Raw genomic sequence first — 22589 nt, 5'->3', positions numbered from 1 at the left:
ATAGAGCTGCCGCAAAAATGAGCCTGTTCTCCGCTGTCGAAATGGCACCACGCGATCCAATCCTGGGCCTCAACGAAGCATTCAACGCCGATACCCGAACCACCAAGGTGAACCTTGGCGTGGGCGTTTACTGCAACGAGGAGGGGAAGATTCCACTCTTGCGTGCCGTTGCCGAAGCGGAAGCCATTCGCGTGGCGCAACACGCCGCCCGTGGCTACTTGCCGATCGACGGTATTGTCGCCTACGACCAGGCCGTGCAAAAGCTGCTGTTCGGCGCGCAATCGCCGCTGATCAGCTCCGGCCGCGTCATCACCGCCCAAGCGGTCGGCGGCACCGGCGCCCTGAAAATCGGCGCTGACTTCCTCAAGCAACTGCTGCCCAACGCCGTCGTCGCCATCAGCGACCCGAGCTGGGAAAACCACCAGGCGCTGTTCGAAAAAGCCGGCTTCCCGGTCCAAACCTATCGTTACTACGACGCCGCCACCCACGACGTAAACCGCGCCGGCCTGCTGGAAGACCTCAACGCCCTGCCGCCACAGTCCATCGTCGTGCTGCACGCCTGCTGCCACAACCCGACCGGCGTCGACCTGAGCCCGGCCGACTGGCAACAAGTGCTGGACGTGGTCAAGGCGAAAAACCTCGTGCCGTTCCTCGACATGGCCTACCAGGGCTTTGGCGACGGCATCGACGAAGACGCCGCTGCGGTGCGCCTGTTCGCCGAGTCGGGCCTGACTTTCTTTGTGTCCAGCTCGTTCTCCAAGTCGTTCTCGCTGTACGGCGAGCGCGTGGGCGCCCTGTCCATCGTCACCGACTCCAAGGAAGAAAGCGCGCGCATCCTGTCCCAGGTCAAGCGTGTGATCCGCACCAACTACTCCAACCCGCCGACCCACGGCGCGGCGATTGTGGCGGCGGTGCTGAACAACCCTGAGCTGCGTGCCCAGTGGGAAGCGGAACTGGCGGAAATGCGCCTGCGCATTCGCGGCATGCGCGAGCAGATGGTGGCTGACCTGGCCAAGGCTGCTCCGGGCCACGACTTCAGCTTCGTCGGTCGCCAGCGTGGGATGTTCTCCTACTCCGGCCTGAGCGTTGAACAAGTGACACGCCTGCGTAGCGAGTTTGGTATCTACGCGCTGGATACCGGCCGTATCTGTGTGGCGGCGTTGAACCAGAAAAACATTGATGCAGTGACCAAGGCCATCGTTCAGGTGCTGTAAGCCTGTTGTGATGCAAAAAAAGGGGAAGCCGGTGGCTTCCCCTTTTTACTGCAACATTCTTTTGTGAACACCGAACCTGTGGCGAGGGGGCTTGTCCCCCGTTGGGCTGCGCAGCGGCCCCAAAAACCTGCCACCGTGAACTTTCTGAATGAATGCGGTGCCTGAATGGGGGCCGCTTCGCGCCCCAGCGGGAGCAAGCTCCCTCGCCACAGGGTGAGCAGATTGCTTCAATAGATGAGTGCATCCCCCCTAAAAATTCGCTGCTTTCAGTCCGCTGCCCCTAGACTGACAGCAAGACAGTCCCTTCCCCTTGAGTATCCTATGAGAAACGACGACCTGGACCTGCGTGCCGACCGCGACGAACTGGACCACTTCACCCCGCGCCCACCCCCCGCCAAGCGCCAGAAAAGCCTGGTGCTGCAAGTCGCGCTCGGCGTATTCCTCGGTGGTTTGGCCTTATGGCTGGTGCAACTGGGCGCCGGCGCCCTGATGGCCAAGCTGGCCATGGGCACCTTCCAGTTCGGCGGCTAACTAGTTGCCCGCGGGCCTGTCGAAGTGAATCCTGGAGAAGTGACGCAGCCACCAGTACAACATCGCCAGGCCGTAACCCAAAAAAGCCGACCCTGCTGACGAATAGAGCACCTGAATCAGCGGGGACTCATAAAGGCATTTGCGGGTGCAATCGGGCTCTTCCGGGAAAGCCACAGTTAAACAGGACATTCCGACGCCAATCATGGTCGCCACCGGCAAGACCGCCATATGGCGCCGTCGATTGACCAGTGAACGCAGGAAGGCCCTTCGATAAGGCCCCCAGCGCGCAATCAGCACCCCATAGAAAACGCTGAACAGCCAAGCCAGTGAAAAGATCAGTTTGGTCACCGGCGGGAAGTACGAGCGTTGCGCCCATTTCTCTATCGACGGCAGCGCTTCTGCGAGCCCACCCACCAAGGCATTGGCCCACCTCAGATTGAGAAAACCTTCACTCAACCCTCCAAACACCAGGACCGATGTGAACGCCAGCGGCACCCAGAATATGAGGCGTTGAAAAAAACGGTCCTTTGTCGGCGACTCAACGATTTTCGAGCCTGGAGGCTTAAGCATGGTTTCCCTTCCCTACTGGCAAACGGCCTAAGGCCACTAGCCATCAGCGTAGTCGAGAACACATCAACCTCACCCCACCTCTTGAACGCTCCTCCAGCAATCGGTTTGGCCTTTTGTCTGGTGCAAGCAGCCCCCCTGCAGTTCGGCGGCTGACCAAGACCAAATGTGGGAGCCGTCGAGCTATAGCGAGGCCGCTATAGCGGTGGGTCAGGCACCATAAATGTCGACTGTGCCGACGCCTTCGCAGCCTCGCTGAAGCTCGACAGCTCCCACAGGGGGCCTGTGTGACTGATGCAACTGGGTACCGGCGCCCTGATCGCCAAATCGGCCATGGGCACCCTGCAATTGGCATCTGACCAAAACCAAATGTGGGAACCGTCGAGCTTTAGCGAGGCCGCGATAGCGGTGGGTCAGGCACCATCAATGTCGACTCTGCCGACGCCATCGCAGCCTCGCTGAAGCTCGACAGCTCCCACACGGGACCTGTGTGACTGATGCAACTGGGTACCGGCGCCCTGATCGCCAAATTGGCCATGGCCCCCCTGCAATTTGGCGGCTGACAAAGACCAAATGTGGGAGCCGTCGAGCTTCAGCGAGGCCGCGATTGCGGTGGGTCAGGCACCATCAATGTCGACTGTGCCGACGTCATCGCAGCCTCGCTAAAGCTCGACAGCTCCCACAGGGGGCCTGTGTGACTGATGCAACTGGGTACCGGCGCCCTGATCGCCAAATCGGCCATGGGCACCCAGCAGTTCGGCGGCTAACCAAGACCAAATGTGGGAGCCGTCGAGCTTTAGCGAGGCCGCGATAGCGGTGGGTCAGACACCATCAATGTCGACTGTGCCGACGTCATCGCAGCCTCGCTAAAGCTCGACAGCTCCCACAGAGGACCTGTGTGACTGATGCAACTGGGTACAGCCGCTCTGATCGCCAAATCGGCCATGGGCACCCTGCAGCTTGGCGGCTAACCAAGACCAAATGTGGGAGCCGTCGAGCTTCAGCGAGGCCGCGATAGCGGTGGGTCAGGCACCATAAATGTCGACTGTGCCGACGCCATCGCAGCCTCGCCGGGGCTCAGCTGCTACGGCTACGATGCCAGGGCCAGGCCACGCTCTTCCAGCAACTGCACAAAACTGTTCAGACTCTGCGACACCGTACCCCGGCGCCAGATCAGCCAGGTATTCAGAATCCGGAACGTATCGGTCAGCGGCCACACACTCACCGCCGTAAACCCCGGCATGCTCTCCAGCATGCTCCGTGGCATCAGCGCCAACCCGGCACCGGCACTCACACAGGCGAGCATCCCGTGGTACGACTCCATCTCGAAGATCTTCCCCGGCACCGCGCCATCCTGTGAAAACCAACGCTCGAAGTGATGCCGGTACGAACAGTTCGAACGAAACGTGTAGATGCTCTCCCCGCTCACATCCCGCCCCCGGGTGATCGGCGCGTGATGCAACGGCGCGATCACCACCATTTCCTCCTCAAACACCGCCACGCCCTCCAGCGTCGCGTGCAACACCGGCCCATCGACAAACGCCGCCGCCAGCCGCCCCGACAACACACCCTCGATCATCGTGCCGGACGGCCCGGTGGTCAGGTCCAGCTCGACCTTGGCGTGCTTCTGGTTATACGCCGCGAGCAACGCCGGGATACGCACCGCCGCCGTACTCTCCAGCGAGCCCAACGCAAACGCGCCCTGGGGCTCCTCACCCGCCACCGTCGCCCGGGCCTCTTGCACCAGGTCGAGAATGCGCCGCGCATACCCGAGGAAATTCCACCCGGCCGGCGATAACCGCAGCCGGCTCTTCTCGCGAATAAACAAGTCCACGCCCAGGTCCTGCTCCAATTGCTTGATCCGCGTGGTCAGGTTCGACGGCACGCGATGGATCAATTGCGCGGCAGCGCTGATGCTGCCTTGCTCGGCAACGGCTTTGAAAATTTCCAGCTGAACCAGATCCAAGTCATTCTCCAAACGTGAACGTATTGCTTAATATTATTCAGTTTCCGAAAAAGATACAGCCCCGTACGCTGGCCTCCATCCCATTCACTGCGCAGGACGGTGCCATGAACTCCATTTCCTCCCAGACCCACGCGTTGTCGATCAACCCCGCCAACGGTGAAACGGTCGCCAGCTACCCGTACGAAACCGAGGCGCAGCTGGATGCCGCCCTCACCCGCTCGATCAACGCCTTCCGCAACGGGCGCAATACCCCCGTCGCCCAGCGCGCCGAATTACTGCTGGCCCTGGCCAGCACCCTGCGCGACCAGGCCGAAGAAATGGCCCAGATGATCACCCTGGAAATGGGCAAACCGATCGCCCAGGCCCGTGGCGAAATCGAAAAATGCGCGCAACTCGCCGAGTGGTACGCCGCCCACGGCCCAGCCATGCTGGCCCCGGAAGCCACCCTGGTGGACAACGGCACCGCCCAGATCGAATACCGCCCGCTGGGCCCGATCCTCGCTGTAATGCCGTGGAACTTCCCGGTGTGGCAAGTGCTGCGCGGCGCGGTGCCAACCATGCTCAGCGGCAACACCTACGTGCTCAAGCACGCGCCTAACGTGATGGGCAGCGCGTACCTGATGAAACAAGCCTTCCAGCGCGCCGGCTTTGCCGATGGCCTGTTCGAAGTGATCAACGTCACCCAGGACGGCGTGTCCAAAGCCATCGCCGACCCGCGCATCGCCGCCGTGACCCTCACCGGCAGCGTGCGCGCCGGCATGGCCATCGGTTCCCAGGCCGGGGCCGCGCTGAAAAAATGCGTACTGGAACTGGGCGGTTCCGACCCGTTCATCGTGCTCAACGACGCCAACCTCGACGAAGCCGTGCAAGCCGCCCTGATCGGCCGTTTCCAGAACTCCGGCCAGGTGTGCGCCGCCGCCAAGCGCCTGATCATCGAAGAAGGCGTGGTGGAAGCCTTCACCGCCAAATTCCTCGAAGCCAGCCGCAACCTGGTGATGGGCGACCCGACCGCCAGCGAGACCTACATCGGGCCGATGGCCCGCTTCGACCTGCGGGACGAACTCGACGGCCAGGTCCAGGCCACCCTGGCCGAAGGCGCCACCCTGCTGCTGGGCGGCAACAAAGTCGAAGGCGCGGGCAACTATTACGCCCCCACCGTGCTGGCCAACGTCACCGACCAGATGACCTCGTTCAAACAGGAACTGTTCGGGCCGGTCGCCTCCATCATCACCGCCCGCGATGCGGACCACGCCGTGGCCCTCGCCAACGACAGTGAGTTCGGCCTGACCGCCAGTGTGTTCACCACCGACCCAGAGAAGGCACGCAGCATCGCCAACCAACTGGAAACCGGCGGGATCTTTATCAACGCCTACAGCGTGTCCGATCCCCGGGTCTCGTTTGGTGGTGTGAAAAAGAGCGGCTTCGGGCGGGAGTTGTCGCACTTCGGTGTGCGGGAATTCTGCAACGCGCAGACCGTGTGGCTGAACCGCCGCTAAGGCAAGCGCTGCAAACGATGGCCCGCCCTGCGGGTCATCGTGCTGTCTGGTTCAGCACCGTCACGTACGCACCGAACATATCCGCCATGGCGTCCGCATAGGCGGTGATTTGCGCCTCGGTGCGCGGGCTTCCCGAGAATTCCTTCGCCACCGAACTGAAGGTGGTGGCGATCAAATCGCAGGCCAGGGCGCGGGTGGCTTCAGGCACCTGCGGCAGCAGTTCCAGCATAAACGCCTGGAAAATCTGTTGCCCTTCTGCGCGAACCTCATGGGCTTCGGGCGCATCACGGTACAGTGGCGCGGCGTCGCTCAGGGCGACGCGCATCTGCGCCTCCTCACATTCCGAACGAATAAACGCATGCACCAACGCCCGCAACCGCTCAAGGGCCGGCTGGCTTACGTCCTGCAGAATGCGGCTGAGCATCTGCGAGGTTTGCTGCCACTCATCGGTCTGCAGCCGAAACAGGATGGCCGCCTTGTTGGGAAAGTACTGGTACACCGACCCCACGCTGACACCGGCCTTTTCCGCGACTCGTGCGGTGGTGAAACGGCTGGCACCTTCCTTGGCCAAAACCTGAATAGCCGCTTCGAGAATGGCCGACACCAACCCGGTGGATCGCGCCTGTTTGGGCTCTTTGCGTGAGGAAATCTGCGAGGTCTGGCGATCGGTCATGGGGCGTTCCTGCTGCCGTTGGAATGCGAATAGCGAATGTGACGAATTGTTCGCATACTTTAAATGCGACGAATCATTCGCATACTAGCCCGGCGCCTCACGGCGCTCAACCTGCAGCAGGACATCCCCATGAATACGCTTACCTCGGCCCCGATGGCGGCCCTGATTGAACGGCTGTACACACAGGCCGATGCCGCCACCAGCCCCATCATCAACACAGTGACCCACGAAGAACGCGACCGCCTGATGCGCAGCAAGACCGACTACCTGGCACTCTACGGAATGCTGAAAGACCTGTGGTTGCCCGTCTCCCGCGACACCGGCACCCTGCTGTACATGCTCGCACGCAGCAGCAAAGCGCAGGCTATCGTCGAGTTCGGTACTTCGTTCGGCCTGTCCACCCTGCACCTGGCGGCCGCCCTGCGGGACAACGGCGGCGGCACGCTGATCAGCAGCGAGTTCGAGCCCTCGAAGATCGCTCTCGCCCGGCAACACCTGGAGCAAGGCGGCGTGAGCGACCTTGTGGAGATCCGCCAAGGCGATGCCCTGGTTACCCTGGCCAACGGCCTGCCCGACAGCGTCGACCTGCTGCTGCTCGACGGCGCCAAGGCGCTGTATGGCGATGTGCTGAACCTGGTGGAAAGCCGCCTCAAGCCCGGCGCGTTGATCATCGCCGACAACACCGACTACTGCCCCGACTACCTGGCCCGGGTGCGTTCGCCAGCAAACGGCTACCTGTCGGTGCCGATCGGTGACGACGTCGAGCTTTCCGTTCGCCTGGGCTGATGCCCGTCAGAGGATTCAACTCATGTCTGGATTGGTAAGCCCTGTGGTACTGAAATTACTGCCCATCACCCTGGCGGTGTTTGTCGGGTTCCTGATCATCGGCATGCAACTGCCGGTGCTGCCGCTGCACCTGCACAACACCTTGGGCATGGACACGCTGGTGGTGGGCGTGGTGATCGGTGCGCAGTTTGCCGGGGCACTGTTGTCGCGGTCCTGGGCCGGCAATTTTGCCGATATGCGCGGCCCCAAGCGCGCCATGCTTGTGGGCATGCTGGTGGCGGCCAGCTCCGGCTTGATCTACCTCGCGTCCCTGGCGTTTGTGGCATCACCGGTGGTCTCGGTGTGGGTGTTGCTCGCCGGGCGCGTGGTGCTGGCGCTGGGGGAAAGCCTGATCGTGACCGGCTCGATGGGCTGGGGTGTCGGGTTGGTGGGGCCGCAAAATACCGGCAAGGTCATGGCCTGGATCGGCATCGCAATCTACGCCGCGTTTGCCCTGGGCGCGCCCCTCGGGGTGGCGGTGAATAGCCAGTGGGGTTTCAGCGGGATCGCCGTCGGGACCATGGTGATTCCGCTGCTGGCACTGGCCATCGTCGCCGGAGCGCAAGGCGTTGCGCCCACCAGCCAGCGGCGCACCTCGTTTTTCAAGGTGCTGCGCTCGGTGTGGGTACCGGGGTTGGGCCTGGCCTTTGCAAGCGTCGGGTTTGGCGTGATTACCGCGTTTATCGCGCTGCTGTTTGCCACTAAGGCCTGGGGCAATGCGTCATTGGCGTTTACCGCCTTTGGCCTGGCGTTTATCGGCGCGCGGATTTTCTTTGGGCACCTGCCCGACAAGATCGGCGGTGCCAAGGTCGCGCTGGTGTGCGTGATAATCGAAGCCGCCGGGCAGCTGTTGATCTGGGGCGCAGACAGCGCCTTGACCGCCTACCTGGGCGCGGCGCTGACCGGTTTCGGCTACTCCCTGGCGTTTCCCGGCTTTGGGGTGGAGGCGATAAAGCGCGCGCCGCCCCAATCCCGCAGCCTGGCGATGGGTGCGTATGTGGCATTCCTGGATATTTCGCTGGGGGTCAGCACCCCGCTGATCGGCGCCTTGGCCGGCGTGGCCGGAGTGGCATCGGTGTACCTGGCGGGCGCAGTGGCCGTGGCGCTGTCGGTGATCGTGGCGCTGGCGTTGCTTTTCAAGGCGCCAGTGGCGGAGCGCGAGGTTTATACTTCGCCACCTCGCCCTTAACCCACATCACCCGAGATTCCCGATGAGCCTTTCCCTGTCCACAACCCCAGCGCGCAAGCCGGTCGCGCCATTGCTGGCGTTTACCATCCTGCTGTTCGGCGCCGTCTTCCTGCAAAACAGCGTCGGCTCGCGCCAAGTGCTGTTGCTGGTGGTCGGCGCCGCATTGGGCCTGACGCTGTACCACGCCGCTTTCGGCTTCACCTCGGCCTGGCGGGTGTTCATCACCGACCGGCGCGGCGCGGGCTTGCGTGCGCAGATGGTGATGCTGGCGATTGCCGTGGTGCTGTTCTTCCCCGCGCTGGGAGCCGGCACGTTGTTCGGCCAACCCGTGGTCGGGCTGGTGGCGCCGGCCGGGGTTTCGGTGGTGTTCGGGGCATTCATCTTCGGCATCGGCATGCAACTGGGCGGCGGCTGTGCGTCCGGCACCCTGTTCACCGTAGGCGGCGGTAACGCGCGCATGCTGGTGACCTTGTTCTTCTTTATCTGCGGTTCGTTGATCGCGACTCACCACGTCGACTGGTGGTTCTCGCTGCCTTCGTTCCCGGCGGTTTCCATCGTCAAAAGCTTCGGCGTGGTGCCGGCGTTGCTGCTGAGCCTGGCGGTGTTCGGGATCATCGCGGCAGTCACCGTGCGCCTGGAAAAAAGCCGTCACGGGCAGCTCGAAGCCGGTGTCACCAGCGAACACCAGGGCCTGCGCCGCTTCCTGCGCGGGCCCTGGCCATTGGTGTGGGGCGCAATTGGCCTGGCCCTGCTCAACTACGCCACCCTGGCACTGGCCGGGCGGCCATGGGGTATCACTTCGGCGTTCGCGCTGTGGGGCGCCAAGGTTGCCGGCGGGTTGGGCGTGGACGTAGGCAGCTGGGCGTTCTGGCAAATGCCGGGCAATGCCAAAGCGCTGGCGGCGCCGGTGTGGGAAGACATTACCAGCGTGATGGATATCGGCATCATCCTTGGTGCGCTGCTGGCTGCGGGATTGGCCGGGCGTTTCGCTCCAAGCCTGAAGATTCCGGCACGCTCGCTGTTCGCCGCGGTGATCGGTGGGTTGCTGCTGGGTTATGGCTCGCGACTGGCGTACGGCTGCAATATCGGCGCGTACTTCAGCGGGATTGCCTCGGGCAGCCTGCATGGCTGGGTGTGGTTGGTGGCGGCGTTTATCGGCAACAGCGTGGGCGTGCGGTTGCGGCCGTTCTTCTTTGCAGGTGAGCGTCCGCAAGTAGCGTTGAGCGGTTGCTGACTGATCGTTCCCACGCGCAGCAAAGGAATGCCGCCAGGGACGCTCTGCGTCCCGCTGTTGGTGACGCGGAGCGTCACGGTATGCATTCCCACGCGGAGCGTGGGAACGAGCAGCATCATCGGCTTTTTGAAATCACTCCACTCATGTACTGATTCAAGTCGCGGAAGTCCTGAACTTTCCAGGTGAACGGTGACAACCTCACACCGTTCTCCCGCAGCGTTCTGGGAATCAGGTCGCCATTTGGACGAAGAATGACGGACGACACGATAACGCCCGGATAATCACTCAAGCGTTTTTTGAAAGTAGCCGTTGTCAGGTCAGGCGTAGGCGGATTGCTTTTATTCGCCAAGGGTCCCGTGCCTTTGATATCCGCGCCGTGGCACATGGCGCATCGCTGCAGATAAATGTTTTTCCCGTTAACGTTGTCCGCAAAGGACAGTGACGTTTGAACCAGCGATAAAATCCCCAGCGACGCGATGAACGACTTTCTTATTTTCATCTTTCCATGTGGCCTTGTTGTAAAAATCCAATATCAACCAACCGAGCGTAAACGACCCGTGATCCAATCGCGGCTGTAAGCCAGCACGCGGCCCGACATCGCCGTCGGAAAATGAATAAACCCATGAGCCGCCTGCGGTAACAAAAACACCTCGGACCCCGCCCATCGCTCGGCCATCTGTAGCGTGTCGTCCAGCAACGGGTCCAGCTCCCCCACAAACATCAGTGCCGGCGGCAGCCCGGCAAGGTCGCCATACAACGGTGACAACGGCGGCTGCCGACGCTGCTCGTCACTCAGGCCCGGCGTCAGCAAACGCAGCGCCTCCACCATGCCCGGCCCGTCCAGCAGCAGCGTTTCGCGACCTGCCGTGCGTACGCTCGGTGTACCGGTCAAATCGTAGACGCCGTAATACAGCACCGCCCCACTCACCCGCGCCAGCAATTCGGGCGATTGCTTCAGCGCCAACAGCGTGGCCGCCGCCAGATGCCCACCGGCAGACTCGCCGACAACGATCACCGGCAGGCCGGCGAACTCCTCACAGTCCCCGAGCAACCAGCGCGCCGTGGCCAGGCAGTCTTCCAGAATCCCTTCGACCGGCGTATTCACCGCCAGCCGGTAATCCACCGACACCACCGCCACCTCGCACGCATTCACCATGGCCACGTTGAGGTCGTCATTCATCTGCGCATTGCCGATCACCCAGCCGCCGCCATGGATATCCAGCACCACGCCCCTGGCCTTGCCCTTCGGCCGGATGATGCGCACCGGCACCGAACCCACCCGCCGGCTTTCAGCCTGCAGGCCATGCTTGAGCAACTTGTTGCCGGCCACCATCTGGCTGGAGCGCAACAGCGCCTGGATCACCCGGGGCGTCACGCGGTTGCGGATGCGAAAACGCGGCATCCAGGCGAGCTTCTGGTTAAAGCGCTGCATTTGCGCCAGTTCATGTTCTTCAGCAGGCCACAGCGTGTGAGTTCCCAATTCGATATTCCCTCTATCTCTAAAAGAGATGTTCACCTTGGCCAGTGTGCGTGGGCATCATGGCAATGATGTTTCCGCTCTCTGCCCACGCCGCCAGGCTCAGCGGTTATTGCGCAGGATGGAGAAATTCAACGCAGACGCAACGCTGAGCCACACCAGGTACGGGAACAGGATCAGCCCGGTGATCAAATCCAGCCGCACCGTCAGCAGCACCATGGCGGCCACTACCAGCCACAGCAGCGTGATGATCACCATCCCGGCGAAAATCCGGTGGGCGCCGAAGAACACGGGCGTCCACAGGGTGTTGAGGGCGATCTGCGCAGCCCATAGAGCCAGCACGATTTCGCTGCCGGGGATCAGGGTCAGGCGGTAGCCGGCCCAAGCCAGCAGCAGGTAGATGATGGTCCAGGCGACCGGGAACAGCCAGTTGGGAGGGGTGAAGCTGGGCTTGACCAGGGTGGCGTACCAGTCGCCCGGTTTGAAGATAATGCCGGTGCTCGCAGCGGCACCGCAGGCCAGAAGAAAAATAAACAACGTCACCATGATCGGTCCTTAGCTGAAAGCAGCTGCCTGGAGATGAAAGCCTTGACGGCGGTTTCAGGGTTGGACGCCCCGCGCAGCAAAAAGTGTATTTTTCTTTGCTCCGTGCCCCGCCACAGATGCCCTAGCTGAACGCGATGTAAACAGGCTGCTGCTCCACCGCCGACTGCTCACAAGCACGGACCAGATCCCGTACACAATAAAGTCGCCAGCCCTTGCCCGCGCCCCACTTGGCAGCCACATCATCAAACGACGCCGCTTCATCCCGCGCGGCCCGCTCCCAATCATCGTGACCGATCTCGGCGATCAGGCGTGTTTGGTAGTCCTTGAAAAAGGGAAGCAAGCCCTGCGCATGATCAATCTCCAGCAGCACAACGTCAGCCGAGTCCAATTGCTGCCTGGCCGCCTCGACCCAGTCCCGCGCCTGCAACGGCAGCGCGTCCAGCACCGCCTCAAAGGCCGACCCCGACTTGTCGCTGCCCTGAAACGAACCGCACCCAATCTCGCCACCTGCCATGTCGCTCTCCTTGATAGTGATTCATACGCGCTGGGTTACTGCCGGCGACTACTTTTCCGGACAGGGATTGAACACTTCCGTCGCCGCCACCGCAGACACATACGGAATTTTCGTGCCTGGAATGATCCCGACGGAGTAGGCATTTTTGCCGGTTTCACGCACATAGGTCTTGTCGGTGGTCAGATCGCCCGGCTGGTTCTCACCGAGCAGGTAATCCAGAAACTGGATTTTCACCGGCGTATTGAACTGCCCTTCGGCCGTCAGCGGAATGATCTGCGCGGCCCCCGCCCGAGTGAACGCGAAAAACGCCGCGGCGGCTTCACGGCTGCGGAAGGTTTTCACGCACAGCACATCGCGGGTACGCAGTGTGATAAAGCGCTGATAACGACCACCGGAATAGGTGCTCAGAATCAAGCCATCGTCCACCAGAACGCCCAGCCCCTGAGTGGCACGGCACTGGCCATCGCCGCCATTCTCCGAGCCGTAGGGCAAGTAGCACCAGTTGGTCTGGCTCAGGGCCCGCACCGAACCGGGGGCAATCTGCAGGTCGTGCTCGATTTGCTGCCGGGCTTCGGGTGTTTGATACGGAATGCTGCAGCCGCTGAGGATCAGGGCCAGGAACACGTACAACAGGCGATAAGAGCGCATAGGTTTTCCATAACAGGTACGGCAGGTCGTTGCGCGGGTTGCCAGGGGGTCATTCCTTTGAAAGCTGCGCAGGTTCTGTCACATTCTACGACAAGTACCTTTCGGCGAAACTTTATGGAAATACAGATTTCGGAAACGTCCGACTGGCAATTGTTCGCGGCCACAGCCGAAGTGTTGGAGCACGGTTTGAACGGTTCCATTTGCGGGATAAAGGAGACTTTGCGTAGGCCGTAGCACCTTGCTCCTTTGCCTACGCTTGCGTCAGAATCCGCCGGCTTGTGCACCTGGGTGGTCATCTCTAAGGTTGCTCGGTCGCTGAAAACTCAGTGATCGGGTTTAGTAGCCCTGCTTTGAATACTTACGTGCATGAGCCTCATCTTCCAGACGTCTTGTCTGTGCTTGATGGTGGCTGTGCGTAGGGCGCCCTCGGGCGCGCCGGCTTTAAGTATTCACCGGTCTACTAACCTGCGCACAGCTGCCACCCTTTCGTTTAGTAGCGACAAGGTGGCGGCCCGACTCAGGAATACTTATATGTTCAAGATAACGCCGAATCCGCCAAACAAGCCGGATCAAAAACTCCACCAGGCTGCCCAGCGCGCCATTGATCACTACCTCAATCCCGGCACTGATGCCGAGACAGCCCCAGAGGCAACCGCCCTCTTCAGCGTCACCTCCGGCGTCAGCAGCGAAATCCTGATCGCCAACAGCTACGAAACCGTTTCCTCCGTCAGCGCCCTGCTGCTCGACCTGTCCGACGAACTGACCGGCAAAGACCGCGACGTGGCATTGGCCATACACCAACTGAGCGAATTGAGTGTGCTGCTGATCGGCAAACTGATGGACCGCGAAACACCTCGGGCGTAGAGCCCAACGCGGTCCTGCGGGACTAGCCCTTCAACTCACCCAACCGATTACTCGCCGCGTCGTCGTATGCCACATACAGCGACTCGGCGATTTGGCTTTTGATGGCTTTGGCACTTTCCAGCCCCAATACAAAACCTTCGGCTTTGCCGCCTGCGCGGTTCAGGTCTTCTTTGGTGTCAGCACCGGTGATGGCGTCGAGGAGTTTGATGGCCTGCGGGCCTACGCCTTTTGGGAGGCTGATTTGGTCGATGCTCATTGGGATGCCTCGGATGGGGTACGGGATGGGGTGGCGCGGGGTGAAGAGGTCATGGGCGATACCTTGAGATTGAGGTCGGTAGCGCGTGGAACCACTGCCGGGGGGTGGCATGGTAGACCGGTATGGGAATTAAAGGGGTGGTTTCGGTCAGTAGCGGTCAGTCGAGTGATCACGTAGAGATGGCAAAAAGCGGTCATCGAGAGCCTGCTAAACTAGGGCGAGCTCACGGTGCTGTGCCCCATATTCTTTTCACTAAGGCTTTATTCCGTCCATTTTTTGTTTTTTTCAATCAATGCCTTATACACAAGTTGATCACGCGCAAGACGTCAATAGTAAGAAACATCAGAGTTTATATTATTAGATACGCGCTTCAGTGATATTCTGCCAACTGATTTTCGGTCGGTATAGTATTTACCTGAAAGTACAATCGCTGAGCCATCTTCAACAACATCAAAAATTGTCGAGCCAACGTAATCCCCCCAAGATGGGTTCTTGGGCGTGGAGCGGTAGACATAGTACAGCTTGTTTTTGTTAAGTTCTCTCGCGGGCGTTGTTTCAAGTGTTACTGATTTGACTGTTTCACCATGTAAATCTATTTCAGTAGCCAAAAGGGCCTGCCTAATAACGGCTCTGACCTCAAAAGTTTTCTGCTCCTCTGTAGTAACCTGACCAACCCAGACCCCATTCAAATCTGGATAAAGATTTTTTTTGAAAGTTCTTACTACACACCAGACTTTCCGAGAAATGAATGGTGATAACAATATAAACATTACCAGCGCGGACGAGACAGCTGAGATAGTCGTGAGTTTAAAAATACTTATATCAACACCGGTTATATTTTGCGCGAGACTGTACATCACAACCGCAATAAAAATAGAGATCAGGACTACTGCTCTCAACAGCAAGTCAAATTTTATAACTCTAAACATATATTACCTTATTCAAGCGCGTCGAAGTTAGAAAGCTGATTTTTCCCATTACTTTTTGAGTTAAGCAAAGCGACATATGCCTCTCTCAGACTAGATCCAACTCCTGCTGAAAAGGTGATTTCGTTTGTGAAGCATGAACTTATCATCAGAAATAGATCTTCAAAGTCGCAACTAGAATTTGTTCTCGCAACAACCCCGTCTGCGGCTCTAAAAATCACATAAAACCCCTTTGACCCTAACAAGTTCGCAATTCTTATAGTAGACGCCTCAATCTGCTTGCTAAGCATATTTAGCTTTTCTTCATCATTACCTATATAACAGGAAGTTATTTTTCTTCCTACATCGTCGCCATCGATAGATATATATTTCAATATTATAGCTCGCCAAGGTACGTGATCACTGAATATATCAGATTTCACAATCTTATTTATGACGCCACAACTGGCATCGAATCGCTGCCCACGACCGTTGGCTTGGGCCAGTTCTGCCGTTCGCCAACGGAAGCTATGGATCTAGTGTTCGGAGAGCAAAAACCATATACGCGTGCGTTAAATTTGCGTTCACGTTGACCAAAAAGCGACTTAATTGATAACTGCTGCGCGACGCTCAATCATCACAATGATATATCAGTCAAGGCGCATCTCGATTTAATGCAACACTTAAAAACTTACCACTTCATAAAAACTGCAATGCGCCGCCGTGCGATTTTTTTGCACTTCCACGGAAGGCAAATTAAAACCGCACACCTCATTATTTCTCATTACTCAGCGATATAGGATTCACGCAAAGCGTTTAGCGCTTCCAAGTCATCAATCCAGTAGCGGGAAGTAAGTTCAATTGCCAAATTCTTACCTAGCTCGCTAATTTCATCCCGCAGCAGATTTAGCGACTTAAATTTCTCTTCAGAATCGATAATTCTCCGAATCCCATCGGGCGTGATTAACCCCATCGTCCAAAGCTTATTGTCGATAATGCGAGTAAGCTGCTGTTTTGCCACAGCAACCAAAGCCAGTTCATTGTATCCGGGAACCGACATTGGAACGTCTTCAAAGTGAAACACTAGCCCTGCTATCTCGTAACTATTTACCAAGATCGCCGATGGGTTATCACTATCCGCTTTCAAATTTTTTAGCATGCGGATAATTTTCTTAGCGCCACCGCGGGTGACCGCGTCCTTTTGATTTATCTTATCGATATGAAGGAAGGGTCTGTTTAAGAGGGTGTCACCAGTGGCTTTCTGGTAGATTTTTACTTCGCGGTCTTTCTTGCTCTTGCTGATTTGATAAGTAGCAGAGTCATGCCAATGCGACGGCACGACATCTACCTTGCGCGACAGGCTTCCACCTGACAAGGCAATGGCTTTATCCTTTGTAATGTCGACATCAGCAGCTGGATAGGCAGCCTTCAGCGCCGACTCCAGTTCACTGCGAAGGGAAGCGAGTTGAGCAATACCGCTTGGCCCTACCCAATTTGAATAATCCGTTGTGTTTGCCCGAGATCCATTGAGATCAATAGTCACGTAACGACCCAGAAGTACCAGAATATCAATGTCGCTGACACCTCGGATATGGACATTCAGCGGGACAGATCCCTGATACTCGAACTTAACTTCCGTAGCAATACGGTTTGTGATCTGGCTCTTCACCCTCTCACCTTCCGCCACGGAATTCTTGGTATAGGTCGGATCGACTTCCTGCATGATCCCTAGTGCATATTTCGCCCACTGACCGCTCGAACGCGTTTCGAATTTCTCCGAAATTGACCTCGAGTTGGCCGTGATGCTATCCATCACAATGGTACTGCTACTTCCCCGGCGCCGAGACTTAAGGTCTGTCAGCCTCCGATTAACATCCTTCCCCATTACTCTATCTCCTGGTAAATATCATGATGCCCGCAGTACCACGCCCCTTCGCAGTGAAGTACTCACCTTGGGCGGATTTCAAACCTTTGACGAACCTCATCTCACTGTAGCCCTGATGACCATTGAGATGGCCATTACCTGTCTTAGGCTTATTCAAATAGCTGTACATCAACATCCAGCATCCATCCGGCTCAGGAATCAGTGCCACCGACAAGCTATGAGACACAGACGATTTGGTTTCCAGCCTGACCCGGATCTTCTCCCAGGTTTGAGAGATGTTCAGGTCTGCCTCCCAATCGTGAGCGATAGTCCCATCATCATCGAGCGTTTGGCCCACACACTTCCAGTCCCCAGAAATATTGGGAACCTGAGCCAAAAAACTCAAGGGACGCCAGGCATACTTGTTGAAGAACCAGTGAAGCGCTGTGTACGTCACACTAGCGGTGAGCGGAATGACAATGAAGTACTTGCCCCACTCAGGTACGCCCACTTGCGCCATCAGGTCGGACAACCCAATCCCAATTGCTGGAAGGAAGGACACGACAATCGTGGCCAGCATGCCCAAATAACGACCGACGCTACTCCTGCGATGACCTATCACTGAATACTCATGATCGTGCATGCTATCCCTCGCACTGGCCAACACCATCTCTCGTTTGGAGATGATAGCACTTTGAGAGTCATGAAATGCTTACAAAGCGCTGCCCGTCAGAACCAGCCTAGACATCATTTGCGGTGCTACGAAACGGTTTGACGGCAACTCTTCCTGACCAGAATTGTGCGGAGCTGAGAGCCGAGCAGAGCCTCCACATGAAGGCCTAAAAACTCGTACCAATGATGTGGAGGAACTATAGGACTGTTTTACGACTATGCCAGCAACAAAAGCACTCAGGGCAACCCCCGCAAGACCTGCCACTCCAGCGCGCAAAGCCAATCTAGCCGGGAAGGCTGGAAAAGCAGGCTGGGTGAATGCGTTAGATGACCTTACGGCAGCCTAATGTTTGCTCAATTTAAGCTCACTTCGTTCACTGGAAAGTCAAAGTCTGAGCGACCGCTTCTGGCCGAAAGCGTTCTTTCGCGAACAGCCGTTCTCGACCATCACGAATTATTCGACTTATCTCCATTGTTGGGACAAAAGCGAGCTATTCCAAATCAATAAATCCATCCATTTCCGACCTAGTTGCCGAAAACACGCTGGGACGCTTCCGCCAAAAGACTGATACGATCTCTTTCTAAAGATCAGCTGAATTAGAGCTATCCGTCCCAGGCCCGGCTCCCCCTACGAATTTCGGTGGAAGCTGCTTCAGAATGCACTCTTAGCCAACCAAACTAAAACAGCCCCTTGCCCCCTCGTACCAAACACGCTACAAATCCCATCACCAAGTTGTACGACAACCTAAAAATAATCCCCCATCCCCGACGATGGCGCCAACTCCCGAGCCCCCACCATGTCTCCCCCTGCCCCCACCCAATTCCCGCGCCACATCGCCGTTCTAATCCTGCTCTGCATGGGCTGCGCCTTCGCCGGCAACCACATCGCCGCGCGCGTAGCCTTCGACGACGGCGCCGGTGTCCTGCTGGCAATCCTCATGCGCTCCGGCGGCACCCTGTTGGTTCTGGCGATACTGGTCCTATACCAACGCCAAAACCTCCGCCTCCCCCCAGGAGCATGGTGCTGGCAAGTCCTCCTGGGCCTGCTCATCGCCACCCAAAGCCTCTGCCTCTACTCCGCCGTCGCCCGCGTCCCGGTAGCGCTGGCCTTACTGGTCGCCAACGTCTTCCCCATCCTGCTGGCCCTGCTCACCTGGACACTCGGCGGCCCACGCCCCACCGCACGCACCGCCTTGCTGATGAGCCTGATTCTGGTGGGACTGGTCTTCGTGCTGGATGTACCCGGCCGTCTCTCCGCCAACACCACCCTCGGCCCGGAATGGCTGCTCGGCGTCTCCCTGGCCTTTTGCGCCGCGTTCGTATTCGCCTGCGCGCTGTGGATCACCGACCACAAGTTGTCTCAGGTGCGTGGTTCGGTGCGCAGTCTGCTGACGATTTTTATCGTGTTCAGCAGCGTCAATCTCGCAGGCTTGAGCGGTGCGCTTGTCGATGGCCTGAACTTGCCTGCAACCAGTACCGGCTGGCTGGCACTGGCCACGTTGGTGGTGCTGTATGGCACGGGTTTTATCGTGCTGTTCATTTCGGTGCCGCGCCTGGATATGCCGCGTAATGCACCGGTAATGAACATTGAGCCGCTGGCGACGTTGTTGATGGGCTGGATCGTGCTCGACCAGATGCTCAGCGCCGGGCAGGTGGTGGGCGGGATGATTGTGGTGACGGGAATTGTGTTGCTGACGTATCGCAAGCCGCCCCGGCCGGCCGTCAAGGCTCAGGCTGCGTAGGTCGAGAGGCGAAAAGGAAAAGGGACGGATCTATTTTCAGATCAGTCCGTCCCTTTTTACTGCCGGCCGTGGGGAAATTCCAGGCCCTCCTTCAGCCCATCGGCTCGAACCGCCGCCGCTTCAGGAACAACCCCACCCCCAGTGCAACGGCAAAGATCGACAGCAGCCCCAGGTCAACCCCAAGCAAGCGGATTTGGCTCACTGCCACGCAGCCGACCGCCCCTATCGCTACCAACAGCACCCCTAGCCATTTGCGAAGCGGGTACGACTTGATAAACCGATCAAGCAGAAAGAACAGCACCAGGGCAACGACCAGTTGGGTAATGTCAGACATGTGTTTCTCCCGTCAGGTCTTGATGATCAGTGTCGAGGCACTGCGTTGCGGGCCGATGCCGCCGCTCACCTGCGCTTCGATGCTGACCAGTATGTCGCCAGCATGATAGGTGGGCAGGGTGTCATTCACATACATGCGCACTCCGGCGCCGACAGGGGCGCCCACGTAAGGAGACGCTATGTATGAGGTGGCGCCAGCGAAGGCCGAGGCTGCAAGGTTGGCGATCTTGGTGCGTTGGGCGTTGAGCACGTCGCCCTGTTGCCGGGTCAGCGGTTTGGAGATGCCGATCATCATCAGGCACGGCAGGTTCTTGGCCAGCATCTTGTCGTACACCTCGACGACTTTGCGGTTGACCTCGTAGTGGGCGCTTTTCGCTTCGCCAAAATGCAGCTCGCCCAGGCGTCCGCGTTCGCTGTCGGTGAGGGTGATCTGCGAGACGTTGAACACGATCCCGTGATTGCCCATGTATTGGAAAGTCCCTTCGAACTTCATCGCACGCATCCTTTCGAGCCAAAGGCGGGGATTGTCTAGAAGGCGCGCGGCGGATTCAAATCATTTCACTTGGCTGGCAAGGTGTGTTGCCCGCCGTAAGGTGCTGACGGACATAATAATTGTCGAATTCGGTGCTTTCGACGAACTGGAAGCCGTGCCGGGTGTAAAAACGATTCGAGGCGCTGTCTTTGAGGGCACCTACTTTAATCGGGAGTGCGGCTGCATCCGCCTCCTTGAAAATCTGAGTGAGCACAGCAGAGCCGATCCCTGATCCTTGCGCGCTCGGCCTCACGTATAAGTGGTCGAGCACGAGTTCATTGGGTTGATGCTTGACCACTACAAAGCCAACCCTCTCCCCAGACACCTCAATGTGATGTGTGTTGTGAGCTTCAAAACCGCTAACAAACCGCTCGCGCGCCCGTACTGGATCAAATCGCCCGACACGCTCCAGGCTTTCGCGCATGGCTTCGATTCGGATGGCGACAAGATCGTCCAGGTCGCTTTGTTGAGCGCGGACTAGCGTCACTGGGGAGTTTTGATTGGGTTGGATCGGCATATATTGCGCCTTGAGTTGCATCCTGGATGGCCAGTATAGAAAGACCGGCTCAAGTCATGCTCGACTATTTTCTATCGTAGTCTGGCCCATCTTTTTCGGGGCGTTAATTTATTTTTTCGCCAAAAAAAACAGCAGCACCATGAAAAACAAAACCAGAAAAAAGACTTCCCACCGTTACTGTAGTGGATGTTGTTTTTCCATGACGCTTATCAAAGCAAGCTAAGGCCAATGTTAAAAAACCAATAAAAAACATTATAAATGACAATGTCGGAACGATAATTGCCATGCCTGTGAATTCATATGATGAGCTATAACCCCGCCCCCTATAGGAAACCGTAGTGTACTGAAAATAAACCGAGATTATTGACACCATCAAAAAATATAAAGAAATAGCTCCGAGGATTACGGGCGCTAAAAATGATATTTCCTTATCGGCGATTTTCTCATGAGATTTTTTTCTGCACGTATAGCAGCGTCCATTTTTTATTTTAATTAATGGAGCACTGCTTATTACTTGGCAACTTTTGCATGCTTTTGCCTTAGACTTCATCGCTTGAAACGTTCCTAGTAAACCAGGGACACCAGGAGTCAATAAGGGTCATGGGTGCGTAGCCTCGTGAATTCTTTCCCACCTGCATTCGCCCGCTTTATCCGAGTTAGTACTTCGTCCCACTATCTGAACTGTACTAACAGGCCTGCAGCCAATATCCCAGCGGAGGAAATACCCATCATCGTTAGATTGATGAGCAAACGACGCTTCAGGTGAGGGGGGAAGTTTTCAACGTCCACAGGGTTTAAATCGCCCATGCGGATATACGTCTTCGGCCACGCCACCATCCCTGAGATTTTTGACATCTCATAGTGGGACCAAATCAAACCTCTCCTCCCCAGACTCGGCCCCCAAAGATAAATATAACGGCTGTTTTTCAAGGCATTTTTTATCGCGTCCAGATGACAACGGCTCAGGTAAACGCTGTAGGTCAAACTTACAATCGCGAGTAGAAATGGGCCGCCAATGGCAAATATCGCAACCCATGGATTCCAATGGTCGATACTCGTCATGGTTGTGTAGCTTCGTAAATTTTCTCCCCCATGTATTCGCCCCCCATACCTCCGTACTTCGTACCCACCCATGCGCCGGTCCCTACTATGGCTGCAACGCAGACAACACCACCGATACCTGTAGCAAAGCCAAGTGCAGTGCAGACCGAACCACCGACAGAACCTGCTATTCCTCCTAGCACGCCACCACCAGCGGTGGACAATCCAAACTTCCCACCCTCAGTAAACCTAACCTTCTCGCAAGCGGATCCAGAATCCCCGCTACACACCTCCTGAATAGCCAGAAGCGAGGACACCCCACCAATACCAATCCCGATATACCCACCCGCCTTCATATACTTGGCTGCCCGACTCGTCGCCTCCACATGCGTCGCATACCCCGGAATTTGCCCCGGCCCACCGGCCTTGTCCCAGTGATGCACCAAGCTTCGGCTCGAAATACCCAGAGCTGTTTTCAGCTTCGGATGATCGCCCATGGTTGTTTGGCCACGTAGTCGAGTGGAGTTAAGCAAATGCGCATCCAACTGGGCCATCAGCCGCTTGCGTTCAGCAAAAAACTGTAGCGATTTAAGATGCCCATGCTGACGATAGCTTTCCTGATGCAGCCGCTCCATGGCCTGAAGCGTGTCCCGCAGTCGGGTCAGGTGCGTTTCCATTACCACCGCGCTGACGCCAAGCCAGGTTGAGGTGGTACCCATATAACCAGCAATTTCAGCAGCGTGAAGAAACGCGAAATCGGCCTCGTCCGGCGTTAGAGGATCCAGGGACGCCTTGACCTGCTGAGCAGCCTGCATCAGCTGTGCCTCCTGGTAGGTACAGGAAGTGTTTGTCGGATCGCTCAATACGATCAGAGAGCCGGCTTTGACCTCGCCCACGTTAGGGTTGAGCGCCCTGAACTTGCTCATCACGGCCGGGTTGGCCGTGGGAAAAAGCGTAGTCTCCAGTGCTTCGCGAGTCATGCT

Annotated in this window: 27 protein-coding genes; 8 read left to right on the top strand and 19 right to left on the bottom strand. The window is 57.7% G+C overall.

Features of this window, described 5'->3' with window-relative positions; all coding sequences use genetic code 11:
* Positions 1-17: 17 nt before the first annotated feature.
* Together QF039_RS06655 and QF039_RS06650 are read left to right on the top strand one after the other, a co-directional pair.
* Positions 18-1214, top strand: coding sequence for an amino acid aminotransferase (locus tag QF039_RS06655; RefSeq protein ID WP_003214471.1), 1197 nt, complete (start codon positions 18-20; stop codon positions 1212-1214).
* Between the two features lie 321 nt (positions 1215-1535).
* Positions 1536-1745, top strand: a complete 210-nt coding sequence (locus QF039_RS06650) for a hypothetical protein (RefSeq protein ID WP_017478782.1) — start codon at positions 1536-1538, stop codon at positions 1743-1745.
* On the opposite strand, the gene QF039_RS06645 is transcribed toward QF039_RS06650, so the two are convergent.
* Both QF039_RS06645 and QF039_RS06640 read right to left on the bottom strand, forming a co-directional pair.
* Complete coding sequence (locus tag QF039_RS06645; RefSeq protein ID WP_087694344.1) at positions 1746-2315, bottom strand: hypothetical protein; 570 nt, start codon at positions 2313-2315, stop codon at positions 1746-1748.
* A 1087-nt stretch (positions 2316-3402) separates the two neighbouring features.
* On the bottom strand, positions 3403-4278 hold the full coding sequence (locus QF039_RS06640; protein ID WP_003214475.1) for a LysR family transcriptional regulator: 876 nt from the start codon (positions 4276-4278) through the stop codon (positions 3403-3405).
* Between the two features lie 104 nt (positions 4279-4382).
* Here QF039_RS06640 and QF039_RS06635 point away from each other — a divergent pair, with 104 nt between their 5' ends.
* Positions 4383-5774, top strand: coding sequence for an aldehyde dehydrogenase family protein (locus QF039_RS06635; RefSeq protein WP_177048506.1), 1392 nt, complete (start codon positions 4383-4385; stop codon positions 5772-5774).
* 34 nt (positions 5775-5808) lie between these two features.
* On the opposite strand, the gene QF039_RS06630 is transcribed toward QF039_RS06635, so the two are convergent.
* Entirely contained in the window at positions 5809-6447 is a 639-nt protein-coding gene (locus QF039_RS06630; protein ID WP_177048505.1) for a TetR family transcriptional regulator, read from the bottom strand.
* A gap of 129 nt (positions 6448-6576) precedes the next feature.
* Here QF039_RS06630 and QF039_RS06625 point away from each other — a divergent pair, with 129 nt between their 5' ends.
* The 3 genes from QF039_RS06625 to QF039_RS06615 are packed head-to-tail and all read left to right on the top strand — an operon-like array spanning position 6577 to position 9695.
* Positions 6577-7233, top strand: a complete 657-nt coding sequence (locus QF039_RS06625; protein WP_307517191.1) for an O-methyltransferase — start codon at positions 6577-6579, stop codon at positions 7231-7233.
* Between the two features lie 22 nt (positions 7234-7255).
* The gene (locus QF039_RS06620) at positions 7256-8461 is read left to right on the top strand and encodes an arabinose transporter (RefSeq protein WP_177035784.1); all 1206 of its coding nucleotides are present in this window, start codon (positions 7256-7258) and stop codon (positions 8459-8461) included.
* A 22-nt stretch (positions 8462-8483) separates the two neighbouring features.
* On the top strand, positions 8484-9695 hold the full coding sequence (locus QF039_RS06615; RefSeq protein ID WP_307517190.1) for a YeeE/YedE family protein: 1212 nt from the start codon (positions 8484-8486) through the stop codon (positions 9693-9695).
* 115 nt (positions 9696-9810) lie between these two features.
* Here QF039_RS06615 and QF039_RS06610 read toward each other — a convergent pair whose 3' ends face one another.
* The 5 genes from QF039_RS06610 to QF039_RS06590 all read right to left on the bottom strand — a co-directional run bounded on the left by QF039_RS06610 (position 9811) and on the right by QF039_RS06590 (position 12880).
* Positions 9811-10194, bottom strand: a complete 384-nt coding sequence (locus QF039_RS06610; protein WP_307517189.1) for a cytochrome c — start codon at positions 10192-10194, stop codon at positions 9811-9813.
* A gap of 33 nt (positions 10195-10227) precedes the next feature.
* Entirely contained in the window at positions 10228-11127 is a 900-nt protein-coding gene (locus QF039_RS06605; RefSeq protein WP_307522914.1) for an alpha/beta hydrolase, read from the bottom strand.
* 147 nt (positions 11128-11274) lie between these two features.
* Entirely contained in the window at positions 11275-11715 is a 441-nt protein-coding gene (locus tag QF039_RS06600) for a TspO/MBR family protein (RefSeq protein WP_102605786.1), read from the bottom strand.
* Positions 11716-11839: 124 nt separating this feature from the next.
* Positions 11840-12232, bottom strand: a complete 393-nt coding sequence (locus tag QF039_RS06595) for a hypothetical protein (RefSeq protein WP_307517188.1) — start codon at positions 12230-12232, stop codon at positions 11840-11842.
* A gap of 48 nt (positions 12233-12280) precedes the next feature.
* Positions 12281-12880: a hypothetical protein gene (locus QF039_RS06590; RefSeq protein WP_307517187.1), complete on the bottom strand. Its 600-nt coding sequence runs from the start codon at positions 12878-12880 to the stop codon at positions 12281-12283.
* Between the two features lie 531 nt (positions 12881-13411).
* Here QF039_RS06590 and QF039_RS06585 point away from each other — a divergent pair.
* Entirely contained in the window at positions 13412-13744 is a 333-nt protein-coding gene (locus tag QF039_RS06585; RefSeq protein WP_307517186.1) for a DUF6124 family protein, read from the top strand.
* 22 nt (positions 13745-13766) lie between these two features.
* Here QF039_RS06585 and QF039_RS06580 read toward each other — a convergent pair whose 3' ends face one another.
* The 5 genes from QF039_RS06580 to QF039_RS06560 form a co-directional block, all read right to left on the bottom strand.
* Complete coding sequence (locus tag QF039_RS06580; RefSeq protein WP_003214497.1) at positions 13767-14000, bottom strand: hypothetical protein; 234 nt, start codon at positions 13998-14000, stop codon at positions 13767-13769.
* 326 nt (positions 14001-14326) lie between these two features.
* Complete coding sequence (locus QF039_RS06575) at positions 14327-14929, bottom strand: hypothetical protein (RefSeq protein ID WP_307517185.1); 603 nt, start codon at positions 14927-14929, stop codon at positions 14327-14329.
* Between the two features lie 8 nt (positions 14930-14937).
* The gene (locus tag QF039_RS06570; protein WP_307517184.1) at positions 14938-15348 is read right to left on the bottom strand and encodes a mCpol domain-containing protein; all 411 of its coding nucleotides are present in this window, start codon (positions 15346-15348) and stop codon (positions 14938-14940) included.
* A gap of 341 nt (positions 15349-15689) precedes the next feature.
* Complete coding sequence (locus tag QF039_RS06565) at positions 15690-16718, bottom strand: hypothetical protein (protein ID WP_307517183.1); 1029 nt, start codon at positions 16716-16718, stop codon at positions 15690-15692.
* Between the two features lie 76 nt (positions 16719-16794).
* Complete coding sequence (locus QF039_RS06560) at positions 16795-17412, bottom strand: hypothetical protein (RefSeq protein ID WP_307517182.1); 618 nt, start codon at positions 17410-17412, stop codon at positions 16795-16797.
* A gap of 826 nt (positions 17413-18238) precedes the next feature.
* On the opposite strand from QF039_RS06560, the gene QF039_RS06555 reads away from it, so the two are divergent.
* Positions 18239-19183 (top strand): DMT family transporter, encoded by a 945-nt coding sequence (locus QF039_RS06555; RefSeq protein ID WP_307517181.1) that lies wholly within the window; start codon positions 18239-18241, stop codon positions 19181-19183.
* 91 nt (positions 19184-19274) lie between these two features.
* Here the strand turns inward: QF039_RS06555 and QF039_RS06550 are convergent, their stop codons facing one another.
* From QF039_RS06550 to QF039_RS06525, 6 genes are all read right to left on the bottom strand, one after another.
* Positions 19275-19517 carry a hypothetical protein gene (locus QF039_RS06550; RefSeq protein ID WP_307517180.1) on the bottom strand — a complete coding sequence of 81 codons (243 nt, stop codon included), beginning with the start codon at positions 19515-19517 and terminating at the stop codon, positions 19275-19277.
* A gap of 12 nt (positions 19518-19529) precedes the next feature.
* A complete protein-coding gene (locus QF039_RS06545) occupies positions 19530-20009 on the bottom strand; it encodes a hypothetical protein (protein WP_307517179.1) in 480 nt (159 codons plus the stop codon).
* 55 nt (positions 20010-20064) lie between these two features.
* Entirely contained in the window at positions 20065-20565 is a 501-nt protein-coding gene (locus tag QF039_RS06540) for a GNAT family N-acetyltransferase (protein WP_307517178.1), read from the bottom strand.
* A gap of 103 nt (positions 20566-20668) precedes the next feature.
* Positions 20669-21115, bottom strand: coding sequence for a hypothetical protein (locus QF039_RS06535; protein WP_307517177.1), 447 nt, complete (start codon positions 21113-21115; stop codon positions 20669-20671).
* Positions 21116-21237: 122 nt separating this feature from the next.
* Positions 21238-21627, bottom strand: coding sequence for a hypothetical protein (locus QF039_RS06530; RefSeq protein WP_258344649.1), 390 nt, complete (start codon positions 21625-21627; stop codon positions 21238-21240).
* Positions 21624-22586 (bottom strand): hypothetical protein, encoded by a 963-nt coding sequence (locus QF039_RS06525; protein ID WP_307522911.1) that lies wholly within the window; start codon positions 22584-22586, stop codon positions 21624-21626. Before QF039_RS06525 ends, QF039_RS06530 begins: the two co-directional genes overlap by 4 nt.
* Between the last annotated feature and the right edge of the window lie 3 nt (positions 22587-22589).

The organism is Pseudomonas sp. W2I6 (assembly GCF_030815935.1).
Classification (GTDB): domain Bacteria; phylum Pseudomonadota; class Gammaproteobacteria; order Pseudomonadales; family Pseudomonadaceae; genus Aquipseudomonas.
The sequence above is the reverse complement of the archived record's forward strand: the minus strand, read 5'-3'. Positions and strand labels throughout refer to the sequence as shown.

Coding starts and splice junctions, on each gene's coding strand:
- QF039_RS06595 (WP_307517188.1), bottom strand. CDS start 12,232: ATGGCAGGTGGCGAGATTGGGTGCGGTTCGTTTCAGGGCAGCGACAAG.
- QF039_RS06655 (WP_003214471.1), top strand. CDS start 18: ATGAGCCTGTTCTCCGCTGTCGAAATGGCACCACGCGATCCAATCCTG.
- QF039_RS06625 (WP_307517191.1), top strand. CDS start 6,577: ATGAATACGCTTACCTCGGCCCCGATGGCGGCCCTGATTGAACGGCTG.
- QF039_RS06545 (WP_307517179.1), bottom strand. CDS start 20,009: ATGAAGTTCGAAGGGACTTTCCAATACATGGGCAATCACGGGATCGTG.
- QF039_RS06590 (WP_307517187.1), bottom strand. CDS start 12,880: ATGCGCTCTTATCGCCTGTTGTACGTGTTCCTGGCCCTGATCCTCAGC.
- QF039_RS06560 (WP_307517182.1), bottom strand. CDS start 17,412: ATGCACGATCATGAGTATTCAGTGATAGGTCATCGCAGGAGTAGCGTC.
- QF039_RS06535 (WP_307517177.1), bottom strand. CDS start 21,115: ATGAAGTCTAAGGCAAAAGCATGCAAAAGTTGCCAAGTAATAAGCAGT.
- QF039_RS06620 (WP_177035784.1), top strand. CDS start 7,256: ATGTCTGGATTGGTAAGCCCTGTGGTACTGAAATTACTGCCCATCACC.
- QF039_RS06580 (WP_003214497.1), bottom strand. CDS start 14,000: ATGAGCATCGACCAAATCAGCCTCCCAAAAGGCGTAGGCCCGCAGGCC.
- QF039_RS06605 (WP_307522914.1), bottom strand. CDS start 11,127: ATGCAGCGCTTTAACCAGAAGCTCGCCTGGATGCCGCGTTTTCGCATC.
- QF039_RS06630 (WP_177048505.1), bottom strand. CDS start 6,447: ATGACCGATCGCCAGACCTCGCAGATTTCCTCACGCAAAGAGCCCAAA.
- QF039_RS06565 (WP_307517183.1), bottom strand. CDS start 16,718: ATGGATAGCATCACGGCCAACTCGAGGTCAATTTCGGAGAAATTCGAA.
- QF039_RS06645 (WP_087694344.1), bottom strand. CDS start 2,315: ATGCTTAAGCCTCCAGGCTCGAAAATCGTTGAGTCGCCGACAAAGGAC.
- QF039_RS06635 (WP_177048506.1), top strand. CDS start 4,383: ATGAACTCCATTTCCTCCCAGACCCACGCGTTGTCGATCAACCCCGCC.
- QF039_RS06555 (WP_307517181.1), top strand. CDS start 18,239: ATGTCTCCCCCTGCCCCCACCCAATTCCCGCGCCACATCGCCGTTCTA.
- QF039_RS06650 (WP_017478782.1), top strand. CDS start 1,536: ATGAGAAACGACGACCTGGACCTGCGTGCCGACCGCGACGAACTGGAC.
- QF039_RS06530 (WP_258344649.1), bottom strand. CDS start 21,627: ATGACGAGTATCGACCATTGGAATCCATGGGTTGCGATATTTGCCATT.
- QF039_RS06575 (WP_307517185.1), bottom strand. CDS start 14,929: ATGTTTAGAGTTATAAAATTTGACTTGCTGTTGAGAGCAGTAGTCCTG.
- QF039_RS06615 (WP_307517190.1), top strand. CDS start 8,484: ATGAGCCTTTCCCTGTCCACAACCCCAGCGCGCAAGCCGGTCGCGCCA.
- QF039_RS06550 (WP_307517180.1), bottom strand. CDS start 19,517: ATGTCTGACATTACCCAACTGGTCGTTGCCCTGGTGCTGTTCTTTCTG.
- QF039_RS06540 (WP_307517178.1), bottom strand. CDS start 20,565: ATGCCGATCCAACCCAATCAAAACTCCCCAGTGACGCTAGTCCGCGCT.
- QF039_RS06610 (WP_307517189.1), bottom strand. CDS start 10,194: ATGAAAATAAGAAAGTCGTTCATCGCGTCGCTGGGGATTTTATCGCTG.
- QF039_RS06525 (WP_307522911.1), bottom strand. CDS start 22,586: ATGACTCGCGAAGCACTGGAGACTACGCTTTTTCCCACGGCCAACCCG.
- QF039_RS06585 (WP_307517186.1), top strand. CDS start 13,412: ATGTTCAAGATAACGCCGAATCCGCCAAACAAGCCGGATCAAAAACTC.